21 protein-coding genes and 1 tRNA gene are annotated in these 23,064 nt (G+C 51.8%); 11 read left to right on the top strand and 11 right to left on the bottom strand.

Translation table 11 applies throughout. From position 1 onward, the window contains the following. Nucleotides 1-38 precede the first annotated feature (38 nt). The 3 genes from C1752_RS00825 (at nucleotide 39) to C1752_RS00815 (ending at nucleotide 3,243) form a co-directional block, all read left to right on the top strand. A complete protein-coding gene (locus C1752_RS00825; protein ID WP_110984149.1) occupies nucleotides 39-2,315 on the top strand; it encodes a ComEC/Rec2 family competence protein in 2,277 nt (758 codons plus the stop codon). 52 nt (nucleotides 2,316-2,367) lie between these two features. Then, nucleotides 2,368-2,454 (top strand) — tRNA-Ser (locus C1752_RS00820). An 81-nt stretch (nucleotides 2,455-2,535) separates the two neighbouring features. After that, on the top strand, nucleotides 2,536-3,243 hold the full coding sequence (locus C1752_RS00815) for a M48 family metallopeptidase (protein WP_110984148.1): 708 nt from the start codon (nucleotides 2,536-2,538) through the stop codon (nucleotides 3,241-3,243). A gap of 39 nt (nucleotides 3,244-3,282) precedes the next feature. Here C1752_RS00815 and C1752_RS00810 read toward each other — a convergent pair whose 3' ends face one another. Next, entirely contained in the window at nucleotides 3,283-5,343 is a 2,061-nt protein-coding gene (locus C1752_RS00810; protein ID WP_110984147.1) for a prolyl oligopeptidase family serine peptidase, read from the bottom strand. A 310-nt stretch (nucleotides 5,344-5,653) separates the two neighbouring features. Between C1752_RS00810 and C1752_RS00805 the strand changes: the two genes are divergently transcribed. Further along, nucleotides 5,654-6,700 carry a fatty acid desaturase gene (locus C1752_RS00805; protein ID WP_199464240.1) on the top strand — a complete coding sequence of 349 codons (1,047 nt, stop codon included), beginning with the start codon at nucleotides 5,654-5,656 and terminating at the stop codon, nucleotides 6,698-6,700. A 159-nt stretch (nucleotides 6,701-6,859) separates the two neighbouring features. Here C1752_RS00805 and C1752_RS00800 read toward each other — a convergent pair whose 3' ends face one another. From C1752_RS00800 to C1752_RS29815, 6 genes are all read right to left on the bottom strand, one after another. Next, nucleotides 6,860-7,180, bottom strand: a complete 321-nt coding sequence (locus tag C1752_RS00800; RefSeq protein WP_110984145.1) for a DUF2442 domain-containing protein — start codon at nucleotides 7,178-7,180, stop codon at nucleotides 6,860-6,862. Next, nucleotides 7,152-7,397 carry a DUF4160 domain-containing protein gene (locus C1752_RS00795; RefSeq protein WP_110984144.1) on the bottom strand — a complete coding sequence of 82 codons (246 nt, stop codon included), beginning with the start codon at nucleotides 7,395-7,397 and terminating at the stop codon, nucleotides 7,152-7,154. The genes C1752_RS00800 and C1752_RS00795 overlap by 29 nt, the downstream gene beginning before the upstream one ends. 60 nt (nucleotides 7,398-7,457) lie before the next feature. After that, a complete protein-coding gene (locus C1752_RS00790; protein ID WP_110984143.1) occupies nucleotides 7,458-8,966 on the bottom strand; it encodes a hydroxysqualene dehydroxylase in 1,509 nt (502 codons plus the stop codon). 76 nt (nucleotides 8,967-9,042) lie between these two features. Then, nucleotides 9,043-10,017, bottom strand: coding sequence for a DUF1517 domain-containing protein (locus C1752_RS00785; RefSeq protein WP_110984142.1), 975 nt, complete (start codon nucleotides 10,015-10,017; stop codon nucleotides 9,043-9,045). A gap of 147 nt (nucleotides 10,018-10,164) precedes the next feature. Beyond that, nucleotides 10,165-10,380, bottom strand: a complete 216-nt coding sequence (gene thiS / locus C1752_RS00780) for a sulfur carrier protein ThiS (RefSeq protein WP_339373354.1) — start codon at nucleotides 10,378-10,380, stop codon at nucleotides 10,165-10,167. A gap of 2 nt (nucleotides 10,381-10,382) precedes the next feature. Next, the gene (locus C1752_RS29815; RefSeq protein ID WP_199464239.1) at nucleotides 10,383-12,164 is read right to left on the bottom strand and encodes a 2-phosphosulfolactate phosphatase family protein; all 1,782 of its coding nucleotides are present in this window, start codon (nucleotides 12,162-12,164) and stop codon (nucleotides 10,383-10,385) included. Between the two features lie 366 nt (nucleotides 12,165-12,530). Here C1752_RS29815 and C1752_RS00765 point away from each other — a divergent pair, with 366 nt between their 5' ends. Next, complete coding sequence (locus C1752_RS00765; RefSeq protein ID WP_110984140.1) at nucleotides 12,531-13,202, top strand: J domain-containing protein; 672 nt, start codon at nucleotides 12,531-12,533, stop codon at nucleotides 13,200-13,202. Between the two features lie 18 nt (nucleotides 13,203-13,220). Here C1752_RS00765 and C1752_RS00760 read toward each other — a convergent pair whose 3' ends face one another. After that, a complete protein-coding gene (locus tag C1752_RS00760; protein ID WP_110984139.1) occupies nucleotides 13,221-14,417 on the bottom strand; it encodes an inorganic phosphate transporter in 1,197 nt (398 codons plus the stop codon). 275 nt (nucleotides 14,418-14,692) lie between these two features. Here C1752_RS00760 and C1752_RS00755 point away from each other — a divergent pair, with 275 nt between their 5' ends. Both C1752_RS00755 and C1752_RS00750 read left to right on the top strand, forming a co-directional pair. After that, nucleotides 14,693-16,156 (top strand): alanine/glycine:cation symporter family protein, encoded by a 1,464-nt coding sequence (locus C1752_RS00755; RefSeq protein WP_110984534.1) that lies wholly within the window; start codon nucleotides 14,693-14,695, stop codon nucleotides 16,154-16,156. Between the two features lie 126 nt (nucleotides 16,157-16,282). Continuing rightward, nucleotides 16,283-16,618, top strand: coding sequence for an NAD(P)H-quinone oxidoreductase subunit M (locus C1752_RS00750; protein WP_110984533.1), 336 nt, complete (start codon nucleotides 16,283-16,285; stop codon nucleotides 16,616-16,618). A 56-nt stretch (nucleotides 16,619-16,674) separates the two neighbouring features. Here C1752_RS00750 and C1752_RS00745 read toward each other — a convergent pair whose 3' ends face one another. Then, the gene (locus C1752_RS00745) at nucleotides 16,675-17,697 is read right to left on the bottom strand and encodes a cyclic di-GMP-binding domain-containing protein, MshE-related (protein ID WP_110984138.1); all 1,023 of its coding nucleotides are present in this window, start codon (nucleotides 17,695-17,697) and stop codon (nucleotides 16,675-16,677) included. 206 nt (nucleotides 17,698-17,903) lie between these two features. Between C1752_RS00745 and C1752_RS00740 the strand changes: the two genes are divergently transcribed. The 3 genes from C1752_RS00740 to C1752_RS00730 all read left to right on the top strand — a co-directional run bounded on the left by C1752_RS00740 (nucleotide 17,904) and on the right by C1752_RS00730 (nucleotide 21,507). Continuing rightward, entirely contained in the window at nucleotides 17,904-19,514 is a 1,611-nt protein-coding gene (locus C1752_RS00740; protein ID WP_110984137.1) for a DUF6930 domain-containing protein, read from the top strand. An 89-nt stretch (nucleotides 19,515-19,603) separates the two neighbouring features. Further along, the gene (gene zds / locus C1752_RS00735; protein ID WP_110984136.1) at nucleotides 19,604-21,073 is read left to right on the top strand and encodes a 9,9'-di-cis-zeta-carotene desaturase; all 1,470 of its coding nucleotides are present in this window, start codon (nucleotides 19,604-19,606) and stop codon (nucleotides 21,071-21,073) included. Continuing rightward, nucleotides 21,058-21,507, top strand: a complete 450-nt coding sequence (locus tag C1752_RS00730) for an SRPBCC family protein (protein ID WP_110984135.1) — start codon at nucleotides 21,058-21,060, stop codon at nucleotides 21,505-21,507. The genes zds and C1752_RS00730 overlap by 16 nt, the downstream gene beginning before the upstream one ends. Here the strand turns inward: C1752_RS00730 and C1752_RS00725 are convergent. Continuing rightward, nucleotides 21,482-22,180 carry a phosphoribosylanthranilate isomerase gene (locus tag C1752_RS00725; RefSeq protein ID WP_110984134.1) on the bottom strand — a complete coding sequence of 233 codons (699 nt, stop codon included), beginning with the start codon at nucleotides 22,178-22,180 and terminating at the stop codon, nucleotides 21,482-21,484. The two genes, C1752_RS00730 and C1752_RS00725, sit on opposite strands and share 26 nt — an antisense overlap. A 115-nt stretch (nucleotides 22,181-22,295) precedes the next feature. Here C1752_RS00725 and psaK point away from each other — a divergent pair, with 115 nt between their 5' ends. After that, nucleotides 22,296-22,559, top strand: coding sequence for a photosystem I reaction center subunit PsaK (gene psaK, locus C1752_RS00720; protein ID WP_110984133.1), 264 nt, complete (start codon nucleotides 22,296-22,298; stop codon nucleotides 22,557-22,559). A gap of 78 nt (nucleotides 22,560-22,637) precedes the next feature. Here the strand turns inward: psaK and C1752_RS00715 are convergent, their stop codons facing one another. Then, on the bottom strand, nucleotides 22,638-22,997 hold the full coding sequence (locus C1752_RS00715; RefSeq protein WP_110984132.1) for a VOC family protein: 360 nt from the start codon (nucleotides 22,995-22,997) through the stop codon (nucleotides 22,638-22,640). Nucleotides 22,998-23,064 lie beyond the last annotated feature (67 nt).

The raw sequence follows: 23,064 nt of genomic DNA, 5'->3' as shown, positions 1-23,064 counted from the left end.
CTGCTGTACAATTCCGGGCAACTGTCCTCTCACTCGCTATGCTTCCTTTCTCGGGCGTTGTTCTCTGCTTAGCCTTCATTTTGGGATTGCTCACAACCGGTATGGCCTGGGGTTGGCTCGTACTAATTTTGCTCGGGTTGATGGCGGCGCTGTTGAGATCCCAAGCAACCCGCATAAAGTGGCTCCCCTTTGCTTGGCGTATGGGACCACCCGCTTGGCACTGGTTCGTTGCCATTGGAGTTGCTCTAGCCGCTATCGGCTATCTTCATATTCGAGTTCCCTATCCAAGCCCACTGGATATTAGTCGAACCGTTCCTCAGCTAACGAGTGCCACACGACTAGAAGCAACGGTGGTCGGAACAGTGAAAACGTTTCCTGGGGTGACGAGATCGCAAAAGTCCCGATTTCATCTTCAGGCCAGTCAAGTCATTGTCGGATCAGAATCACAAAGGGTTCGCAGCAAGGTTTACGTTACCGTTACTCAGAAGCAGGCCCAGAAGATACACCCGAGTCAGACAGTTGAGATATCAGGCTTTCTTTATCAACCCCCGAGAGCCTCTCTTCCCAAAGGGTTTGACTTTGCCCAGAAGCTAGCGCGACAGAGTATTTTTGTCGGTCTATCGGGTCAAAAAATTAAGATCACCGATGCCGGATCGACTTGGGGATGGTGGGCGTTGCGGCAGCGAATTGTGCGATCGCAAGTCCGCTACCTGGGCGAAACGGAAGGGGCACTGGTGAGCGCAATGGTGTTGGGAGGGCGCTCTGTTGACATGCCTGGGAAAACGCAAGATGACTTTAGACAGGCGGGATTGGCCCATGCTCTGGCGGCCTCTGGTTTCCACGTCTCGCTGATTTTAGCCGCTGTGCTAGCGTTCACCCGACCTTTACCCCTGAATCAACAGGCCGCGATAGGTTGCGGAACGCTGCTTCTTTTTGGTGGCTTGAGTGGCTTTACGCCTTCCGTCTCTCGGGCGATCTTGATGGGCATCGCTAGTTTGTCTGCTCTGGTGACCAACCGCAGGAAGCAATCGGTGGGACTCCTGTTAATGATCGCTGTCTTCTTATTGGTGATCAATCCGCTTTGGATTTGGGATTTAGGGTTTCAGCTCAGCTTTTTAGCCACCTTTGGCCTAATTATCTCGATTCCGACATTTATGAAGGTGTTGGACTGGCTACCGCCTCGCTTGGCGGCGCTGATTGCTGTGCCGTTGGCTGCCACGCTCTGGACGCTGCCGCTCCAGCTTTTTCGGTTTGGCATTGTTCCAGTTTATGGACTGCTGGCAAATATTCTGGCGACCGGCTTTCTGGTGATTCTGACCGTGGGTGGTTTTATCAGTGGGTTGATGGCGGCTTTGCTGCCGCCGTTGGGTGGTGCTGTCGCAGGACTGCTCTACTATCCGGCCCATGTTTTGATATGGATGGTTGATGCTGTGGTGCAGCTCCCTGGAAGCACGACGGCACTGGGAACCGTTTCAATTCTGCAGTTGATTATTCTGTACGCCTTACTTTTGGGGGCATGGCTGTGGCCTTGGGGGCAGCGGCACTGGCAGTTTGCCTTAGCCACAGCTCTTTGCATCATTGTTTTACCGGTTTGGCAGGTTCAATCAAATCGCTTTCAGGTGACGCTGTTTGACTCGGTGAACCCGCCAATTATGGTGATTCAGCAGCCAGGGGCGACGCTGCTTGTGAACAGCGGTGATCCTGTGACGGTTCAGCAAAGCGTGATTCCGTTTTTGGGGCGGCAGGGGGTGAATGGGATTGATGTTGCGATCGCAACCACATCCTGGCCTCGCCTAGAAGAAGGTTGGCAGACGCTGCTCCAGCGCATGCCCATCAACACCCTCAGCGCCGGAGCCGGGAAAGACGCCAGCGCCATCACGGATATGCTCTCTGCCTCAAACCCCAGAGCGCCTGTAGAAATGCAGGTTTTACAGGCGCAGCAACCTCTAACCCTGGGGCAGGTCGAAGTAACCTTCCTGCGAAACCAGCCCGCTATCGTGCTGATGAAAATAGCACAGAAAAATTGGTTGCTTTTGACCGGGGGGCCTCAGTCTAATCCGCAGGCTTGGTTGCAAACGGCTCAGCTTCCTGAAATTGACGTGCTGTGGTGGGTGGGGCAACCCGGTCCTTTGCCCGAGACACTGAAGCCCGAAACGATTATTTATTCCAACAAGGACCGCAGCCTTCCGGCATCCTTTGAAAAACTAGCCCCCAATACCTACTGGGCCGTACGAGACGGCGCAATTCAATGGACCCCTAGTAATGGATTTCGCACAACGCTATCCCCCGGTGATCAAACAGCCGAGATCTTTTGAGGGCCGTTCATAATCGTTCAATCAACCCTGTAGAATAGGTGAGACCCCACCGGGAGAGGTGGCAGAGTGGTTGAATGCGGTAGTCTCGAAAACTACTTTAGGGTCACACCTAACGGGGGTTCGAATCCCCCCCTCTCCGTTTTGATATTGATAGAAAGTATGATCACTCTTCTTTGGCTGCTATGTGGACAGCAATCCGAATATGGGTAGGTCTATCGGTATGGGTAATCAGCAGACCATCTACCTGGGTGAGATTCCCATCAGTGTGGTCAAAAAGAATATCAAGAATGTCAATCTCAGCGTTCATCCTCCTGCAGGTAACGTGCGGATTTCAGCTCCCTTCCGTATGAAAACAGAGGCGATTCATGAGTTTGCGCTCTCTAAAATGGGCTGGATTAAAAAACAACAGCAAAGAATCCGTGCGCAGCATCGTGAAGCACCCCGCGAATACCTTAACCAAGAAAGTCACTACCTGTGGGGTCGGCATTATCTGCTAGAGATTGTCGAAAAAGACGCCACTCCCCACCTGAGCTTCACCCACGATCAAATGCTGTTGCAGGTCCGTCCTGGGAGTGATGTCCTTGAGAAGCGTGCGATTGTAGAGAGTACCTACCGTCAACAGCTCGAAAATGCCATTCCTCCCCTGATTGCCCGATGGGAGCCGCGTATGGGGGTGAAAGTCGCAGACTTCAAGATCAGAAAAATGAAAACGAAGTGGGGAAGCTGCACGCCAACGCTAAGGACCATTCGCTTTAATTTAGAGCTGGTTAAGAAGCCCCCTGAGTGTCTAGAGTATGTTGTTATTCACGAAATGGTTCACTTACTAGAGGCTAGCCACAACAGTCGATTTAAGGCCTTCATGGATCAGTTTATGCCCCAATGGAAGTTCCATAAAGAAATGCTCAACCGCTTGCCCGTCGGTGGCTAGATCCACTCAGCTATTTGAAATAGTAGATGGCTTTGCCCGTTATGAAAGTCCGCTGGGATAAAAGTCTAAAACCTCGGTCAAAAATGCCCATTTATCCGCTGCTTCATCAATGATTTTCGTGATCGGCTTCCCAGCCCCGTGCCCTGCTTTTGTCTCAATACGAATCATCACGGGAGCCTGACCTGAATGGGCTGCCTGCAGAGCCGCTGCGAACTTAAAGCTGTGGGCGGGCACCACGCGATCGTCATGGTCCGCCGTTGTGATTAGGGTCGCTGGGTAGGCCGTTCCTTCTTTTAGATTGTGTAGAGGCGAGTATGCGTAGAGCGTCTTGAAGTCTTCTGCATTTTCTGGAGAACCATATTCTGCTTCCCAGGCCCAGCCAATAGTGAATTTGTTGAAGCGCAGCATATCCATGACGCCGACTGCGGGTAGAGCGGCAGCAAAGAGATCGGGGCGCTGAGTCATGCAGGCTCCCACCAGTAGGCCGCCGTTGCTGCCGCCCATAATTGCAAGCTTTGTTGATGAGGCGTAATTCGAGGCGATCAGCCAGTCTGCGGCGGCGATGAAGTCATCGAAGACGGTTTGCTTATTGTGTTTGGTGCCCGCTTGATGCCAGGTTTCGCCGTACTCGCCGCCGCCGCGTAGAGTTGCGATCGCATATACCCCTCCAATCTCCATCCACTGCAAATACTGAGCGCTAAAGCTGGGTGTAATCGAAACATTAAAACCGCCGTACCCATAAAGTAGTGTTGGATTTTGCCCGTTTAGTTCAATGCCCTTTCGATGCACAATAAACATCGGAATCTGTGTGCCATCCTTACTGGGGTAGAACACCTGTCGTGTTTCATAATCATTCGGATCAAAATCCACCTGCGGCTGCCGGAAAACTTGGCTAATGCCAGTTGTTAAGTCACAGCGATAGATCGTAGTAGGCGTTGTGAAACTTGTGAACGCGTAAAACGTTTCCGCATCTGCACGTTTACCACCGAATCCGCTAACAGAGCCAATCCCTGGTAGCTCGAAGTCCTGGCTAGAGCTACCGTCCAGCGCCATGATCTTGATGATCGTGTGGGCATCCTGGAGATAGTTGGCAATGAACTGATCATTGATAAGGCTAACGCTCTGCAGCGTATCTGCCGTCTCAGGAATGATCTCTTGCCAGTGCTCTTTTTCTGGACGGTTCATGTCAACGGCCATCACTCGTCCCCGAGGGGCTTTCAGATCCGTCTGGATCCAGAAAGTGCTGCCGTCACACCCAATAACGCTGTAATCAGCTTCAAACTCATCGAGTAACTCCACAATTGGGGCATCGGGCTGCTGCAAATCTTGGTAGAACAGCAGGTTCTTAGGATCGGTCCCGCGCCAGACATAAATCAGCAGATAGCGCCCATCCTCGGTGACGCTGCCGTTGAAGCCCCATTCTTTTTGATCGGTTCGCTCATAGATCAATCGATCTTCCGATTGGGGAGTGCCAAGGCGATGGTAGTAAAGCTTTTGGTAGTGATTGACCTGCTCAAACTCATTTTCTGGTTTCGCATAGCGACTATAGAAGAAGCCCTGATGGTCGTGAGTCCAGGATGCCCCCGAGAACTTGACCCACTGGAGATGATCCGAAAGGTCTTCCCCCGTCGCAACATCACGAACCCGAAATTCCATCCAGTCTGACCCCGCTGTCGATAAACCATAGGTGAGATATTGACCATTCTCACTGACGGCAGTATTCATCAGCGCCACTGTACCATCGGTGGAAAGAGCATTGGGATCGAGCAAGACTTGGGCTTCAGCCTCTAGGGATGACTGTGTATAGAGAATGCTTTGATTTTGGAGGCCGTCGTTTTTGCGAAAGAAATAGCGGTCGCCCCGCTTAAACGGCATCCCATAGCGCTCGTAGTTCCAAAGCTCTGTCAGTCTTGCCTGAATGGTGTCGCGGGCTGACAGCGTCTCGAGATAGTCAAAGGTGACTTTATTCTGAGCTGCAATCCACTTGTGTGCTTGCTCTGGATCTTCGAGCCATCGGTATGGGTCTGCAACGGCTACACCGTGATAGGTATCAACCTGCTTGCCCTTAACGCTATCGGGATAGGTAAAGAATGAGGACATTTCGCGACGGACTCCCAGGCAACAACAAAAAGAGATGTGCAAATGTGATTGATGTACGCTTGCCCTCGTGTCCCAGACGTCAAGTAAAAATACTTGCTCAAGCTCTGAAAGTCCCGGAAAACGCCCATCATAATTCAAAATTTGATGAATGAGGTGACCTGAATTACTGTATCAATTATTCATAAAGTAACGTTAAGCTCTACAATTGCAGTTGGTCTGTTCGGAGTCCGCACTGAAGTTGTGAACTGCTCCGCGATGGCCGTAGGCCAATCAAAGACCCTCTCATACCTCATTCATTAACTTCAACAACGTGACTTCAAACCTAACTTCAAAGCCTGTTCTGGAACGGGAGATCTTGCCCTTCACGCTACAGGATGTCCGCAGTGCGATTCCTGAACACTGCTTTGAATCAAATGCTGGGCGATCTCTAGCCTACTTTTTTTTAGATATCGGAATTATCACTTTCTTGTATTGGCTGGCTGCAACCCTCAATAGCGCTTGGTTTTTCCCGCTATTTTGGTTTATGCAGGGCACTATGTTCTGGGCACTTTTTGTCGTGGGGCACGATTGTGGTCACCGCTCGTTCTCAAAATACCGATGGTTGAACGATCTGGTCGGTCACCTCAGCCATACGCCGATCTTGGTCCCGTTCCACGGCTGGCGCATTAGCCATCGTACCCACCACGCAAATACAGGCAATGTTGATACCGATGAAAGCTGGCACCCGACTTTAGAGAGCCAGTATGACGAAATGTCTGGGGCGGGTAAGTTTATTCGTTTTTATCTTTTCCTGCTGGCTTATCCCATCTATCTATTTCGCCGGTCACCGGGTAAAACAGGTTCTCACTTTCTGCCTAGTAGTGACTTGTTCCGCCCCAGCGAAAAGTGGGATGTGATCACCAGTACGGTCTGTTGGGGGTTGATGGTGACTCTCTTGGTTGGCTTGGGCATTAAGTTTGGACTTGTCTGGCTGCTGACCTATTATGTGATGCCCTATCTGGTGTTTGTGGTCTGGCTCGATCTGGTGACTTATCTGCACCACACGGTTGAAGATATGCCTTGGTATCGCGGTAATGACTGGTACTTTTTGAAGGGTGCCCTGTCCACTATTGACCAAGATTATGGCTTCTTCAATCCGATTCATCACAACATCGGTACTCATGTAGCTCATCACGTTTTTCTCAGCATCCCTCACTATCATCTGCTAGAGGCGACGGAGGCGATTAAGCCTGTGTTGGGTGAGCACTATCGAGTTGCCAAAGAACCAATCTGGAAGACGTTCTGGAACTCTTGCCGTACTTGCTTCTATGTTTCTGATCAGGGAAGCAAAGTTTTCTATCAGCCTGCTAAGCGCTAGCAATTAGACTGAACTTTGGCCCTCCAGGACAACTCTGATGTTTCCAGGAGTCGTTGTGGAGGTTTCTGTCTTGGCTTGTTGGCTAAAGATTGAGAGGGTACACAAGATTCACCGCCGTAGCTTTCGCTGTTTAGACTTTGGCTGACCTATGAATCCTTTTCAATGGTTTTGAGAAATTCGCCTTTTGCGTGATTCTAGCCACCGTTGAAGTGATTTTTGACTTTCGCCCGAAGGCTGTCCCAAAAGAATATTTTTGACGCTGACATCTTCGTCGAGGTCAGGCCAGTGAATCCCTTCCCGACTACCCGTCAGTCGCCAGTTATTACGTTCGTCTGATGAACCTTTTAATAGTCGGGGATACCAGGCGAGGGGTACAGAAATAGTGCGACCATCTGCCAAATCAACCGTCAAAGAGTCATCCGTGATGGTAACTTGTTGTGCCTCTGGGATATCAAGTGTCTCCAATATCAAAGAAGTCATTCCATGCCTCCAGAAGTTGCCTTTGATTTTCTTCAACTAATTTCTGAATTCGATTGATTTCTATAGTGTTGAAACCTTTGTTCTTTTGCAGGCGGATTGGCTTCAGCCAAAACTTGATTTCGTTATCGTCGCGTTCTACGTGAACGTGGGGCGGTTCATCACGATCGCCAGCATAACAGAAGAAACGATAGGGGCCAGCACGAAATAGGGTAGGCACTTGCGGCGACAGGCTATAGTCTCTAAAGTCTACAACCCATTGCCCCCTGTTGAGTCGGCTCTAAGGTAACCAGAAATTAGGTGTGAGCACTTTTTGAAAACCACGAATCGTTTTGTTGATGGATCGCGCAAACTGAATATGTGGCTCATCGGCTTCCACTGGGATAATCTCAGCTTTTTGGCCCTGCCCAAAGCGATCGCAAATCAAATTAGCCGCCTCAAGCCCCGTCACATAGGCTTTTTCCTGCGACCAAGACCCGTGCCGATTCACGATCCAGTCGCCGCTAAGATATACGTTATTAAACTCTGTTTGAGCCGGGAGCAAATATTGATAGCTGCCGGGGGCAAAATGGGTCACCGCTCGGGGCAGTCGAATGACGCTGTGATCAATCACCTTCGCTGCGCCAAATCCCGGAACGCAGGTAGTCAGATCCTTTTGCACCATCTCTACGATTGCATCATCGCTCATCGCTAAAAATTGATTAGCGTGATAGAAATCTACCTCAATTACTGACCCTGCTTCATCTCGATAGGCATCGTGCAGTACATTCAGATCGAAGAACGTCCAGCCCGTCGTTGCATGGAACCCAAATCCAGCATTTGAAGGCTGCGGCACGCGCACGCGACGATCAAACCACAGTCGCGTTGCTAAGACATCTACGGATCCCAGATTCATCACGTCCCGGAACTTGGCCTGCTGCTGCAGCGCTGAACTTCCGCGTACGATACTTTGCATCCCAGAGATGCCGACGGAGAAGATTACGGCGTCGGCTTCAAAGACTTCATCGCCACAGATGACAGCATTTGGCTGACCGGATTCATCTAGTCGAAGGTCCGTGACCCGACGCTGGGTGAGAATTTTGCCACCCGCTTTGGAGATGCGATCGCACCAGGGCCGAAAGATCATTTCCCCCACCGTGCCGCGACACCAGACCACGTCAAAATCAGGCTGGTGGGCCAAGATAAAGTAGTAGAGCATTCCCAGCGCTGCCGCTGCCGAACACTGCTCGCCGGGGGCAAATAGACCCACCAGCAACATCGCCTCAAAGGCATCCTTGTAGAGTCTGGCGGAAACCCCATATTGCTTAAACAGCTCACGGGCCGTCATGCCGTCATAGCGTCGCCAAGCCTCATCGGAATTGTCGAAGTCAACCACTGCATGAATGAGCGGAAAAGCCGATAGCCTATCCACCAGAGGCAAGCGCGGAAACTTGGGGTAGGCAAAGGTTCCCAGCGGCATTGGTAACCGAGGCTGGTCCTGAAAAATAGGAGACACTGCCTCCAGCCCCTCGGGGGAATATTGCGAGGATTGGGTCCAGGGGGTGAAGGGCCGCAGTCCTAAGTGATCCACTAGGCCAAAGATATTTTTATAGGGGTACCAAAATCCGTGGATGCCTGCTTCGACGGCTCGACCCCCTGCTGTCTCCCAGCCTGCCACCAGTCCACCGGGATGTTCTCCAGCTTCTAAAAGCGTCACGTCATAGCCTTGCTGAGTCAGGTGATAGGCTGCGCCGAGTCCGGCCCAACCCGCGCCGACAACGACGATTCGTTTTTGTGGTGATGCAGTCATAGTTCTATTCGCGTTGTGGGGCCATAAAAAAGCCCAGATTGTTAAAATCTGGGCGATGGGTTCAAAACGGTTTGCCCTACAGCAGTTTTAAGTCTGGGTAAGCAGAGACTAAATCATCTGAAGTGAGCGTGTCTCCTGATGCCTGGGGTGTCCAGAGGGCTTCTAGAGCAATGAGTTCCTCGCTGGAAACGGCTCCCAGTTTATTCAATGCCTGACGTAGATCGGCTTCTGATTTGAGTTGCGGTAGTGTCAGCTTACCCTGAGAAGCAACGAGCAGCGTAACCACAATGTACTCGCTGGGGGCATTGGACTCAGATTTAACCAGAGCGTCAGTCTGTTCCTTTTGCTGTAGCTCAGATCTGACGTTCGATAGCGTCTCGGCTTGAAACTTACTGCGCTCCGTCAACGCCAAGTTGTTGAAGGCGGCTTCTGCAGTGGCTAAGCGAGTTTGATCAGATTCAGCAGTGGCGTAGGCCCAGTACTCTGGGTTCCGCAGTAAGGCTAAGGTCGTTTCCTGCAGAAGTTTTGCGAGACCGGCACTAGAACCAGTGTTGGCTGATTGCGCGATCCGGTCGAGTTCTGGCTGCAGACCACGGGCTTCTGCAAGTAGGCCCACCTGCACTTGGCTGATGGTAACGGGAGGGTTGGTAACGCTCTGCGGGCTGCTGTAGCCGTCCGACCCGCCGCCACCAATGTTGCGGAAACTGTTGATTAAGAAGTTTGCGATCGCAATGACGATTAAAACCGAGAACAAACTTCCAAACCCGCCACCGATGCCGAAAAATGGAATCAGAAACGGAAAGCCAAGCCCACCCCCGCGACCATAGCCACGGGAATATCCACCGCCGTAGCCGCCACCGGGACTTCTGCGGGCCGGAGCGCGATAGCTGCGGGACGGTACCGAGCGCCGGAAACTACCGCCCCCCATGCGGCCTCCGGTGCGAGCGGCCAAGGCACTATCTGCAGTGCTGACCACTAGCGTTCCGATTAAAAGTGCGGCAAAGACGCCACGGGAGAAGATTCTAAGGATTGAAGAAAATTTCTTATTCATGGTGCTCATTGGAGCTGACGTGAACAGCGATGTTGGTACGGATACCTGAGACTTTGCGATCGCAAACAGGATAACCCATCTGGAAATCAGTGTAACGCTCTTGCCGGGATCGATTCATCCCAAGCACGGGTGGGATCACCGTATAGGCTACCCCCCTCCCACAATCGTGACGATCTCTAGGCGATCCCCCTCATTGATGGGCGTCTTCTCCCAAAATTGTCGGTGCAGAATTTCGCCATTGTATTCAATCGCAATCAGTCGGGGATTGAGATGGAGCTGCACCAGCAGTTCCGGCAACAGTGTACAGGCAGGGCAGGTATGCGCTGCCCCGTTGACCTGGACTGAGATGCCTGAATTGCTCACCATTACTTCCCGAGCCGACCTAATCGGTCTGTAAAGCCCTTGAGAGTAGGGAGCTTGAAGGACTCCTTCCCTGCTTTCTTCGCCTCTGGCTTAGCCGACGGCGCGCTCGCTTTTTCCTCTGCTGACTTGGTTACTGCGGGCTTGGCATCGCTGCTTTGAGCTGTGGCCGTCATTGCTGGCTTGACCGACTGCTCCGTAGAGCCAGGCTTGGCCGCACCAGACTCGGCTTTTACGTTAGAGGTGGCAGGCTGCTTCTCTGAGGTTGTTGGAGTTGACGAGCTAGCTGTCGCGATGCTGCTGGAGGGCTTGCTTTCCGCTGACTTCATCGGCTCCGCTGTTTTCTCTTCAGTCTTCATCGCGGCCTTAACGGATTCTGTCTTAGCTGCTTTGGCTTTGGCGGGCTCCGCTTTTGCTGCGGGAGCTGACTCTGCCTTCTTCGGTGCTATTGTGGCCTCCGCTTTTGCCTTTTCCGCTTCAGCCTTAGCTTTGTCTGCCTTGGCTCTCTCAGCCTTAGCTTTTTCCGCTTCAGCCTTTGCCTTTGCCTCCGCTTTTGCTTTTTCTGCTTCAGCCTTGGCTTTGTCCGCCTTGGCCTTTTCAGCTTTTGCTTTCTCCGCTTCTGCCTTTAGCTTTGCTTCGGCTTGTTTTGCCTTGGCGGCGGCAGCCGCATTTGCCTTGCTCTTTGAGGCTTCTGCTGGCTTTGCCTGTTCCGCTATTTTTGCTCGTTCTATCTTTGCCTTATCTACTTTGCCATTGTCCGTCTTCGTCACAGATTGCGGTGGACTGCCTGCTGATTTCAGCGCCTTTCTTCCGCCAGCTTTAGATTTTGCCTCAGCTGCGGGCTGTGGGCTGGTTGCGGGCGCAGTGGATTTCCCTTTTTGCTTACGGTTCTTCTCTGGCCTTGCCTGCTTGTCTTTGGCTGAGGGCAGTGCCTTTGGCTCGTCCTTAACTGCAGCGTCTTTAACTGCAGCGTTTTTGAGCGCCTTCGCTTTAGGCTCTTTCTTACCGCCCCCAAATAAGCCACCTGAAAATAGCTTTTCAAAAAATCCAGGCTGACGGACAACTAGCAAACCAGGCTGTTTCTGCACCGGCAGCACATTGACCGTATCTATCTCACAGCAGTAGGCGATGTCTTTCTGGCCCCGAAGACGATTAAGGCGCTGTCCATGACTAGAGAGAGCCATCACCTCCTGAAGCTGCCCTTTCCACTGGCGATAAAGGGCCACCGCTGCAATGAGTTCATCATTACCGGATATTTTGCTAAGCGTACTTTTCGACTGCTCTAGAACGCCATCGGCAACCGCTCCTGCACAAATCGTATCTTCTAGAGAATATTCCCCCTGCCAACCGGAGCCGACTAACCATACTTTCCCTGGCTTTTTCTTGAGCAGATAATCCACCACTGCCTGACGATTGATGAGTGCCGCTACCAGTACGGTGGATACTTGCTGAACGCTTTCTAGGCATCGCGTGCCGTTGGTGGTGCTCAGAAATAAGCGTTTGCCTTCTACCTTTTCAGGGGTGCAGTCGAGGGGAGAGTTGCCCAAGTCGCACTTAGCAACCTTTTTGCCACCCCGTTCTCCCGCCCGCAGGCGTTTCTCTTCTGGGAATTCCTCGCTGGCGGCAAAAAGTTCGTCGATGTCGCTAAAGACTTGAATCGCTTCTGCCCCAGAGTTAAGGGCCGTTGTAATTGTCGTACTGGCGCGGAGAACGTCAATTGCGATCGCACATTGAGGGCGACCTTGTTGAGGAAGAAGTTCAGGAGTGTGGTAAACGAATAATTTCACGGCTGCTTGTTAATGCGACAGGTTGAAGTGGAAAGACGGTTCTATTCTAGGGGCTTTGGCCTCCCCATAAAACAAAGCAGGCTCTTAAAGATGTTTGAGGGTTCTAATGTCCCAGAAGTGAATAACTATAGAGCCTGCCACTCGCTTCCATTTGATAGCTAGTTATGCAACATTATAAAACTTAGTAAAGTTATGCAACAGCCCGCTGTGCTCGAATCGTGTGCTAAAGATGTCTGCAAAGACCGGACAGGCAGCACCCAAAAAGTATAGGAAGCCGGTGCTAGCGCTGAGTGATAGAGGAACAGGGATCGAGTATATTAAAGACCTTTTCATCGCTGGATTTGTTAAAGCTGTTATGAGTGCATCATGGAGAATGTTGATCCCTATCGAGTGCTAGGCGTTAAGTCGACTGCGACCCAGGAGGAGGTAAAGCGCGCCTATCGTCAGTTGGCGAAGCGCTTCCATCCTGATAGTCACAGCAAGATGGCCGATCATGATCGCATTGCTCAGGTGAATGCGGCCTATGAGGTTTTGAGCGATCGCCGACGGCGGCAAAACTATGACCAAGTACGGCGGGGGCAGAGTGGTCCTCAGGCTCGGACGGCGCAGCCGCATCGCCCCTCACAGGTCTCGCGGGATACTGATTCTCATCTGCAGGATTGGCTGCAGCGGGTTTATGGCCCTGTTAATCGTGAGCTGGCTCAGGTGATCAGTCAGCTTAAGCCAGAAATTGCTCAGCTGGCTGCCGATCCTTTTGACGATCAGCTCATGGAAGATTTTCAGACTTACCTTGATAATTGCCGCGTGACGCTAGAGTCTGCACAAACCTCTTTTCGGTCGATGCCCAACCCTGCCAATATGGCAGGGATTGCGGCGCATCTTTACTACTGTTTGAGTCATCTTGAAGACGGGGTTGAAGAGCTGGAGCGCTTCACGCTTTGCTATGACGATCACTACTTAAATACAGGGCGAGAGCTATTCCGAATTTCAGCGAAGCTGCGCTGTGAAGCACAAGAGGCAATTAAGGTCGTGCTTTAAATTCGGCTTCTCCACCGTCTAGAGTGGTAGCCGCTGCAGCCCTAAGAAGATGAGGGCAGATAGCGAGATCGAGATGGGGATGGTGATCAGCCATGCTAAGGCAATCTGGCGGAGCGTTGTGAGTTGAATGGTCCGCCAGTCTTGAACCAGACCAATCCCGACGACGCCTCCGATCAGGGCATGGGTGGTGGAGACTGGTAGGCCAAAGCGAGAAGACAGCAACACGGTGGTGGCGGTGGCGAGTTCTGCACTGAAGCCACTACTGGTCTGTAGAGGAATGATCTGCTCGCCAACGGTTGAGATGACTTTGCGACCTGAAATGGCGAGACCGGCGGTGATGCCAATGCCCCCCAGTATAAGAATCCAGAGCGGGGCAGATAGGTCGCCGGAGGGGATGCTGCCGGTGGTGTAGAGGGTTGCGATCGCAACCAACGGAGCCACAGCATTCCCCACATCATTAGAGCCGTGAGCAAAAGCAACCATACAGGCACTGAGAACCTGAAACGTGCCCATCCGGGGTTCAACCGCCGCCTCTGGATCTTGATCAACCCTGGACCATTGGTAGAGCGTAAATATGACCGCCCCCACCAGCGCCACCGTGAGCGTCCCGCCCGGAACCCCTTGGGTCAACGCAGAGAATTGGGGCAGCACGACGGCACCGACGATCAGCCACGCCACCACGCTGAGCCAGGGCAACCATTCCTCTAGCCTGTGGGGATGCTCTAAAAGGTTGCGTTTCACCACGCTATAGAATAGCGCCGCCATTAGCCCACTGAGCAGTGGCGTCAGAATCCAGGTGAGAGAAATGAGGCCAATCACGGACCAGTGAACCGTCCGAATCCCGAAGGCCGTGCAGCTCATGCCTGCGATTGCCCCCACCGTTGCATGGGAAGAGGCCACCGGCCACCCCTGCCAAGTTGCAACCTGCAGCCACAGGCCACAGGTGAGCAGCACGGACACCATTCCTAGTAGTAAAAGTTGAGGCTGGGGGCGAAACAGCTCTAAATCCACAACGCCCCGCATTAAAGTTGCGATCACCTGCCGACCAAACAGAACCGCCCCTGAAAATTCTAGAACGCCTGCTAACACGATCGCCTGACGAAGCGTGAGCGCCTTAGATCCCACCGATGTGCCCATCGCATTTGCCACATCATTTGCGCCCAGATTCCAAGCCAAAAATAGTGCCAGCCCACTGACCAAAATTAGAAATGTCATCGCGTTTCTATGGACATATCACAAGTCTCCGCTGCTTAACATACAAAAGTAGGTTAGATCACAAGGAAGATGCTAAGCTCTTATGCCAACAGCGCTAGTAAGCTGCACTTAAGGCACTGAGAGGCTGAGCTGAGGTCTAACTATAAAAAATTATGACTGAAAAAAATAGGTTGAATGCCAAAGAGCGACAAAGGAGCCATCCGACCCGAACTTGGCTTCGCTCATTCCTCGGCGGAACCAGAACTCGATGGGTCTACCTGCTCCTCATCACGTTAATGGTTCTGATCCCGGCCGCTAGAGTGATGGCCCAAGAAGATGAGCTAACAGGTATTGATAAAGTTATTCAACCTATTAATGATGTCCTAGGTGGCTTCTTCTTCTTCTCTATTGGGGGTGAGAACGGCTTTCCCTTTATTGTGCTGTGGCTGTTTGTCGCCGCCTTCTTTTTCACGCTGCGCATGGGTTTTATCAATATTCGAGGCTTTAAGCACGCCATTGATGTCGTGCGCGGTCAATATGATGATATCCACGATCAGGGCGAAGTCACCCACTTTCAAGCTTTATCTACGGCGCTCTCCGGTACCGTAGGTTTGGGCAACATTGCTGGAGTCGCTGTTGCGATCAGCATTGGTGGCCCCGGTGCGATGGTCTGGATGACGATTGCCGGTTTGCTCGGCATGACCAGCAAGTTTGTAGAATGCACCTTGGGTGTCAAATATCGCCGTGTCGCCCCTGATGGCACGGTCCTAGGTGGTCCTGCCTACTACCTAAATGCTGGACTAGCGCAGCGAGGTTTACGTCCTGTTGGTCAGGGACTCGCGATTTTATTCTGCATTCTATGCTTAGGCGGCAGCATTGGCGGCGGAAACCTGTTTCAGTCTAATCAGGCTTACGCTGCCGTTAAAAACGTGGTGCCGACCTTTCCGGCTTGGTTGTTCGGTCTGATCGTTTCCGCCTTGGCCGCGCTCGTCATTCTTGGCGGCATTAAACGTATCGGCGCTGTAGCGGGAAAGCTGGTTCCTGGGATGGCGATCATTTACGTCTGCAGTTGTCTTGTCATATTGTCGGGCAGTCTCTCAGAGTTGCCCGCAGCTATTGGCCTTATCTTTCAAGGTGCCTTTGCCCCTACCGCAGCCGTGGGTGGCATTATTGGTGTCATGGTCCAAGGCATTAAACGCAGCAGCTTCTCAAACGAAGCTGGGGTTGGTTCCGCATCCATTGTGCATTCTGCTGCCCGTACACATGAGCCGATTCGTGAGGGCCTGGTCTCCTTACTAGAGCCCTTCATTGATACGGTCGTAATCTGTAATATGACTGCATTGGTAATTATTGTTTCAAAGGCCTACGAACAGACAGACCTGGAAGGTGTTGAAATTACTGCCAATGCCTTCGCCACCGTCGCGGGCTGGTTCCCTATTTTGTTAAGTATTGCTGTTTGTTTATTTGCCTTTTCTACGATTGTCACCTGGAGCTACTACGGAATCCAAGCTTGGACTTATCTATTTGGTGAACGGAGTGCCATCATTTTCAAAGTTATTTACATCATCTGCACATTCCTCGGGAGTTGGTTGAGCCTCTCCGTCGTCATTGATTTCACGGACTTACTGTTTTTGGGCATGGCCTTCCCGAACCTACTGGGGTGCTACTTCCTTTCCAATGAGGTCGCGAGCGATTTGAAAAACTATTGGGACCGTCTTGCCTCTGGCCAAATGCCTAAGGTGTTTAAGGTTGCTGATTAACGTTCTCGTTGGAGACTGTAATCGTGAACACCCGCACCAGACTCTCAGACTCTTAAACAGCTTTATGGGTAGCGCGATTGAGGCGACCCGTGCATACAATAGTGAGAGTTGCCATCGTAGATGACCATGCTCATAAAATCCACAACTCGCCATATTCATATCTTCACTGCTGAGGTTGAAGACAATCAGCTCAAGCCCAGCGATACGGTGCTGACGCTAGATGTCGATCCTGATAACGAGCTGGAGTGGAACGAAGACGCCCTGCGTCGGGTCTACGACAAGTTTGATGAGCTAGTGGAATCTTACGGTGGTGAAGATTTGACTGACTATAATCTGCGTCGTATTGGTTCAGACCTCGAACATTTTGTCCGATCTTTGCTGCAGAAAGGCGTGATTGGCTACAACCTCAGTAGCCGAGTCCGCAACTACAGCATGGGGCTACCCCAGGTTGCCCAGAACTAGACGAGGTTGCGTCGTTAGCTAAACAAACCATCCCATCATGTGAGGAAGGCCGCCTACTAGGATAGGTGGTCTTCAAGATGTTCGCTGATATCTAAATCTGGCAGTACCAGAGTCGCGCGCTCATTAGGCACTGCCGAAGGTGGCCTGTTAGATAAGGGGGACTGGCCACTTGACGGCACATCTGCTGAAATTTGCGACGCGGCTACCGCATCGGGCTGCTGTTTAAGGAGTGCCTGAACTAAATTGCGGCTCACTTCTAAGTCTGCTTCAGTTGTATGTTGACGCTCAGGTATGATCACCTTCTTCATCAGATACTCAATCGTTTCTTCTTTAACCCAGCCTCGTCTGACCAGGGCTTCACCCAGGCGCATTCCCGTAATTTCCTGGTCGGCCAGGGCAACGTTGATCTGCGATTCGGTTAGCAACCCAGCCTCCATCAAATAGTTCCCGAGACGCTTCATCTCTGCGACTATCGTTTTGGGCTTCAGGTCTGTGACCTGTGACATCATTCCACTCAGGTCGTCTCGCCAGCTGCAACGACGACAGTCCCAATAAACCGGTAGCTCGTCATATTCATATGCTGCGCCGCACTGCGGACACTGCCCCGTGAAGAACGGATGACTCTTCAACGCCTTGATATCGTCTAAATTCGTCACCCGAGCGAGGAAGTCGGCGACAGAAACCCTCTCCCCGTTTGCTTGCGTCTTTGAACCTGGAGGATGTTGAGCCGCTGGTACCGGGGCACTGCTATTTTGCGAAGCCGTATTGCTCTGTGGAGCCGTCAGTTCAAAACTGTGAACTAAATTAGCCGTTTGCGTCCCTGGCAAAGGCGTGTAAATCTTGACGATGTCAAAGGCGTGGGTCTGCAGATTGACCATTTGCTGCTGCAGGATCTTTAGGACTGTTGACTGATTTGTGCCTTCAGGAGCTTTCAGTAAGATCTGAAGAGAGCGGTTGTTGGCTTTGACTTTAATGTGCACGCCTTCCGCAATGAGATGACGGTTGAGTACGACCGCCACTGCTTGCAGGTTTCCTTGTTTTGCAAGCTGGAGTATTTTTTGCTCATTGACGTCTACCACGCTACTTCGCCTTGCTTTGCTACGACTGGCACTAATCTCTATGATACCCACCTAATCTATCAAATATCGCTATATCGACGGAAAGCAGGCTTAGGGCCTCTGGCAACCGTAAACTCCATGCTCAAAGATTTATTGAGTATGGGGACAGCTCCCCCGTTTGGTTCGACATTGTTAGAGGAGCCTGTCTGAACTCTAATACTGCGTCTATGACTGTTTTAAACCCCGCCACTGTGCGTCGCCTCAATAAGCTACAGCAAACAACGGATGTTTGGGAGGGAGATCGGCGTCCGTTGCCAGGGAGTTTACTGGGTGCTGGTGAGTTAGGAACGAGTGACTGGGTTGTTTGGGCTGATCCGACCCATGTTGTCCGCGCCATGGACCTGGTTCCGGCAGCGAATGGTTTGGAGGCGCTGGTGCGAACCCTAATCATGGCGATGGAATCTCCCCAAGGACCGGCTCAACCGGCTCGCCCCTGCGCGGTGTTGGTTTGCGATCGCGAAATTCAATTCTATCTGCGCGGAGCCTTACAGGATCTCAATATCCAGGTGAACTATGCGCCGAAGCTGCCTCTGATCGATGATATTTGTCAGGAACTGCAGACCATGATGTCCGTGGCGCCACCGCCACTGCCGTCCTCCTATGGTGAACCGCTGCTGCGGGCTGCTGCTACTGTTTGGAGCGATGCGCCGTGGACGCAACTGGCTGATCACCAAATACTGGAGATCTCGCTTGATCATGGCGATCTGAGAACGCTGTATGTCTCAATCATGGGGCTGTTAGAGGCTGAGTATGGTCTGTTGTTTTATCGGACAGAGGCATCACTCCGCCAGTTTCGGCAACAGATGATGACCGCCGTTTCCCCCGATGAGATTGAGGCTATCTTTCTACACCAAGACTGCCTGTTTCTCAATTTTGATGTGGAGGATGCTAGTTCGTCTGAAACCTTGACCGGCAACCTAGAGCAAGACGGATTTGAACCTATCTTTGGCAGTATTCATCCTCTGGAAGGGATGCGAGCGTTCTTAGATGAAGAAGAAGTCCTCTCTTTGACCGTGGCCTTGGACGCCTTCCATCGATTCTGGCAGCGTCATGGTCACAAGCTAGAACCCGATCAATTCCCTGAGGTCAGCGGTCGCTATAAAATTCGTAGTCCACAGATAGACGGTGCTGAATCCATCTCCTATTCTGTGCGGGTGAAAACGCGACCGCAGTTAGCCTCAGAACTGTGGGCCTCAGGATTTAGCGCTGAAGAGATAACTGACTCCCTCTCTGAGAGTCCCATCTTGCGTCAGGACTTGATTCCTGAAAAAGCGTTCTTCAGTCTAGGGATGATCCCCTGGGAGATTGTTGAAATTCTGCGACTGTCTGCGCTGCACTACCAGCCAGGTAAGGTAACGGTGGCAGGGGATGGTCTGCCTATGATGATGGTGCAGACCTCTCGCCCCAAAGCAAAAGCAATGATTAAGACCCTCAAAGCGGGCGGCGGGATTGCTGGACTGGGTTTTAACCCCGGTGAAAGTCCCTTCGACAATCAAGGCTTTGATCTAGGCCTTATCAAAACGGCAGACCAGCAACTGCAGCTATTCGGCGAATATTCCAACGGGGATCCAGTGCATCAGCGCGCGAAACGGAAATGGAACCAGCGCTGTAAAAAAACGAAGGGCTGGTGTGGGTTCGTTATTGCTCAAGGAGGTACCGGCAAATCTCGGGGCCAACCCACTCTCAATGATTTGGTAGCGTTGTTCGAGGTGCGCTTTCTCTCTACAAAAGACTTCGATCTTGGCACTCTGCAGCTGATGCCCCAGATTTTGTCCTAGGATCTTAGTCACGAGGCTGGGGCAAAAGTTGTCAGCGCTACGCCCTGGGCTATTACAATATGTAAAGAAAAATGATAGAGACATAGAGTATGCGAATTGCGATCGTGGGCGCAGGTCTAGCCGGGATGGTCACCGCCATAGATTTGGTGGATGCGGGGCACGATGTCGAAATTTTTGAAGCCCGTCCTTTTGTGGGTGGCAAAGTCAGCAGCTGGCTCGATAAAGACGGTAATCATATCGAGATGGGACTGCACGTTTTCTTTGGCTGCTATTACAATCTGTTTGCTCTGATGGCGAAGGTAGGTGCCTTGGATGAGCTGCTGCTCAAGGAGCATACCCATACCTTTGTTAATGAAGGTGGGAAGCTGGGCGCTTTGGATTTCCGCTTTATTACGGGTGCCCCGTTTAATGGCCTGAAAGCATTTTTTACCACGTCTCAGCTCTCGCTGCGAGACAAAGCTCAGAACGCGCTTGCACTCGGTACTAGTCCTGTTGTCAGAGGTCTAGTCGATTTTGATGGTGCAATGAAGACGATTCGGGCACTCGATCGCGTTAGCTTTGCCGATTGGTTTCGCAGTCATGGCGGCAGCAACGGCAGCATTAAGCGCATGTGGAACCCGATTGCCTACGCCTTGGGATTTATTGACTGTGAAAATATGTCAGCTCGCTGCATGCTGACGATTTTTCAGCTGTTTGCGGCACGCACTGAGGCATCGGTCCTGCGAATGCTGTCGGGCTCGCCCCATGAGCGTCTGCACAAGCCGATTGTCGATTACCTCGAAAGCCGAGGGGGTAAAATTTACACCCGCCGCCGTACCCTAGAGATTTTGTTCGATGATCGCGAGCAGACGAGGGTGACGGGGCTGCGAGTCGCGACTGCTGAGGGGGAAGAAGAGGTTAAGGCCGATGCTTATGTTTGTGCCTGTGATGTACCAGGGGTGCAGAAGCTATTGCCAGAGGACTGGCGACGATGGCCTGAATTCGATAATATTTTCAAGCTGGATGCAGTGCCAGTTGCCACGGTGCAGCTACGATTTGACGGCTGGGTAACGGAACTCCAAGACCCGGAGGCTCGCAAGCAGTTGAGTCGGGCGGCGGGGCTAGACAATCTGCTGTACACCGCAGATGCAGATTTCTCTTGTTTTGCTGACTTGGCCCTCACTAGCCCTAAAGATTACTACAAAGAAGGGGAAGGCTCGCTGATGCAGCTGGTTTTGACTCCGGGTGACCCGTTTATTAAACAGAGCAATGAAGAAATTGCTCACCACGTTCTCAAGCAAGTGCAGGAGCTGTTCCCCTCGGCGCGCGAGCTGAATATGACTTGGTACAGCGTTGTGAAGCTGGCTCAGTCGCTCTACCGTGAAGCGCCAGGGATGGACCCCTATCGCCCTGACCAGAAAACACCTATCCCCAATTTCTTTCTAGCGGGTAGCTACACAAAGCAAGACTACATCGACAGTATGGAAGGAGCGACGCTGTCTGGTCATCAGGCGGCTCAGGCTATTTTGGAAAATGTGTCACAGATTCAGGCTGAGGCGACGCCATGTCAGATTGGTTAGAGCATAGTGAACAGGTGGAGGCTCCTATCTCTGCGGAGGCGGCCTGGGCTCTGTGGGCTGATATTGAGAAGATGCCCCAGTGGATGAACTGGATCGAGTCGGTGACTCTCTCTGATGTAGATCCTGAAATCTCTCGCTGGAAGCTGGCGAGCGGTACTTTTGAGTTTGCTTGGCAGGCGCGCACGTTTAAGAAAATTCCGGGGCAGATTATTCAGTGGGAGTCGGTGGATGGGTTGCCCAATCGCGGGGCCATCCGGTTCTATGACCGTAAGGAAAAGGGCTGCTGCATCGTTAAGATGTCGATTGCCTATCAGGCCCCTGGTATTTTGGCACTGATGGATAATTTGTTCTTGGGACAGATGGTGGAGGCCAATATTCGTGGTGATCTAGAGCGGTTCTGCGAGATTGCTAGAAGCCATCATGGCGTAGGCTAGGCTGCTTAAACAATCGTTCAACCCGTGATAAGTCTTTATCTCCGGGGGACTTCTCTAGGCCACTGGAGAGGTCAATTCCGGAAGGATGGGTCTGACTCAGCGCCTGCGCTACGTTGTCGGGTGTAAGTCCACCGGCTAAAAACCAAGGGCACTGGGGTGAAAAGTCGCTTACGATTGACCAGTCCCAGGTTTCTCCAGTGCCGCCGAGGGCTTGGGATGTATAGGCGTCTAACAGTAGGCTATCGACTGTTTGTTGATATGGTTCTGTTTGCTTGAGTGTGTCTGCGGTCTTAATTCTGAAGGCTTTGATCAATTCCACTTGGGGTAGGGCTGCTCGCAGCTGCTGGCAAAGGGTTAGAGATTCGCTGCCGTGGAGCTGCACGCCGGTTAGTTGGCCTCGCTCAACGGTCTCTTCGATGGTGGCTGCTGTTGCATCGGCAAAAACGCCAATCCGGGCTAGTGGTAGACCCTCTGTCGATGTCTCTGGGAGCTGATGGGTGATCTTGTAGATCTGGTCTGCTGTAATGAATCGTGGCGATTGAGGGACGCAGATGAATCCTAAGGCATGGGCCCCTAACTGTGCGATCGCAACCCCTTGATCTATCTTGGTAATCCCACAGATTTTGACCCGTAGAGATGGGGGCCAGTGGCGGATGTCGGCGGGTCGAGTCATGGACTGAATGTTAACTCTTCAAACAAAACGTCGGTTTGGTGCAGGCCAATTTTTATAATCCTGACAGTTATTCTACCGATTACAGTTATCTCGCTGTTTAGGAGAACCCTTTTTTATGAATCTTATATTGCTGACAACTTTCCCCGAGTATCACTGGACTTTCAATACTGGGGTGCTGATGATAGTGTGCAATTTACTTGCGATCGCAATTGGCCGCTACGCAATCCAGAACCAAGGCGTAGGCCCAGAGCTACCCGGACCCCCTGTTCCAGATATTCTCAAGGGATTTGGATGGCCTGAATTTTTGGCTACTACATGCTTTGGTCATCTGCTCGGCGTGGGCATGATTTTGGGTCTGAGAGCGGCTGGCGGTCTCTAGATTACCTCTACTCCACTGCGGGTGCCCCTGAGGAAGAGAGAACTTCTCCGACTCAGGGGCATTCTATGAGTTTGCTTGTTATAACTCCTGGCCAATCATTATTCGGTGGCCGTCGATCGTTCGGATGGCAAATTCACGCATGCCCCACGGCTCATCATTCAAATGTTTGATTACGTCTACGTTTTTATCATTGAATTCAAGATAGTAGACTTCAGCGTTATCAACCATCAGATATGCGAAGTAGGAGTGATCGCCCAGTTCGGCTGCGGGTGTTGAATTGGGGCAGTGACCCGCCATTATTTGGCAACCTTCTCGCTCGAATACTCGCCAGCCATCATCGCCAATTTCGCGAATTGTGAATCCCAGGACATCGCGATAATAGTCAGATGATAACTGCAAGTCTTGCACCGCAAGAACATACATTTGTCGATTGATCATGACCTTTGATTGTGTTCGATATAGATCGAGCGAATTGCTGCTAACCCTTCTGGAGCGATCCCGGTTT

The organism is Acaryochloris thomasi RCC1774 (genome assembly GCF_003231495.1).
Classification (GTDB): domain Bacteria; phylum Cyanobacteriota; class Cyanobacteriia; order Thermosynechococcales; family Thermosynechococcaceae; genus RCC1774.
The sequence above is the reverse complement of the archived record's forward strand: the minus strand, read 5'-3'. Positions and strand labels throughout refer to the sequence as shown.

Excerpts from the sequence above, each read along its gene's own strand:
- C1752_RS00750 (WP_110984533.1), top strand. The coding sequence starts at position 16,283 with ATGCTCATAAAATCCACAACTCGCCATATTCATATCTTCACTGCTGAG.
- C1752_RS00825 (WP_110984149.1), top strand. The coding sequence starts at position 39 with ATGCTTCCTTTCTCGGGCGTTGTTCTCTGCTTAGCCTTCATTTTGGGA.
- C1752_RS00785 (WP_110984142.1), bottom strand. The coding sequence starts at position 10,017 with ATGAATAAGAAATTTTCTTCAATCCTTAGAATCTTCTCCCGTGGCGTC.
- C1752_RS00740 (WP_110984137.1), top strand. The coding sequence starts at position 17,904 with ATGACTGTTTTAAACCCCGCCACTGTGCGTCGCCTCAATAAGCTACAG.
- C1752_RS00765 (WP_110984140.1), top strand. The coding sequence starts at position 12,531 with ATGGAGAATGTTGATCCCTATCGAGTGCTAGGCGTTAAGTCGACTGCG.
- C1752_RS00800 (WP_110984145.1), bottom strand. The coding sequence starts at position 7,180 with ATGACTTCTTTGATATTGGAGACACTTGATATCCCAGAGGCACAACAA.
- C1752_RS00730 (WP_110984135.1), top strand. The coding sequence starts at position 21,058 with ATGTCAGATTGGTTAGAGCATAGTGAACAGGTGGAGGCTCCTATCTCT.
- zds (WP_110984136.1), top strand. The coding sequence starts at position 19,604 with ATGCGAATTGCGATCGTGGGCGCAGGTCTAGCCGGGATGGTCACCGCC.
- C1752_RS00725 (WP_110984134.1), bottom strand. The coding sequence starts at position 22,180 with ATGACTCGACCCGCCGACATCCGCCACTGGCCCCCATCTCTACGGGTC.
- C1752_RS00715 (WP_110984132.1), bottom strand. The coding sequence starts at position 22,997 with ATGATCAATCGACAAATGTATGTTCTTGCGGTGCAAGACTTGCAGTTA.
- C1752_RS00790 (WP_110984143.1), bottom strand. The coding sequence starts at position 8,966 with ATGACTGCATCACCACAAAAACGAATCGTCGTTGTCGGCGCGGGTTGG.
- C1752_RS00810 (WP_110984147.1), bottom strand. The coding sequence starts at position 5,343 with ATGTCCTCATTCTTTACCTATCCCGATAGCGTTAAGGGCAAGCAGGTT.
- psaK (WP_110984133.1), top strand. The coding sequence starts at position 22,296 with ATGAATCTTATATTGCTGACAACTTTCCCCGAGTATCACTGGACTTTC.
- C1752_RS00815 (WP_110984148.1), top strand. The coding sequence starts at position 2,536 with ATGGGTAATCAGCAGACCATCTACCTGGGTGAGATTCCCATCAGTGTG.
- C1752_RS00755 (WP_110984534.1), top strand. The coding sequence starts at position 14,693 with ATGGTTCTGATCCCGGCCGCTAGAGTGATGGCCCAAGAAGATGAGCTA.
- C1752_RS00760 (WP_110984139.1), bottom strand. The coding sequence starts at position 14,417 with ATGACATTTCTAATTTTGGTCAGTGGGCTGGCACTATTTTTGGCTTGG.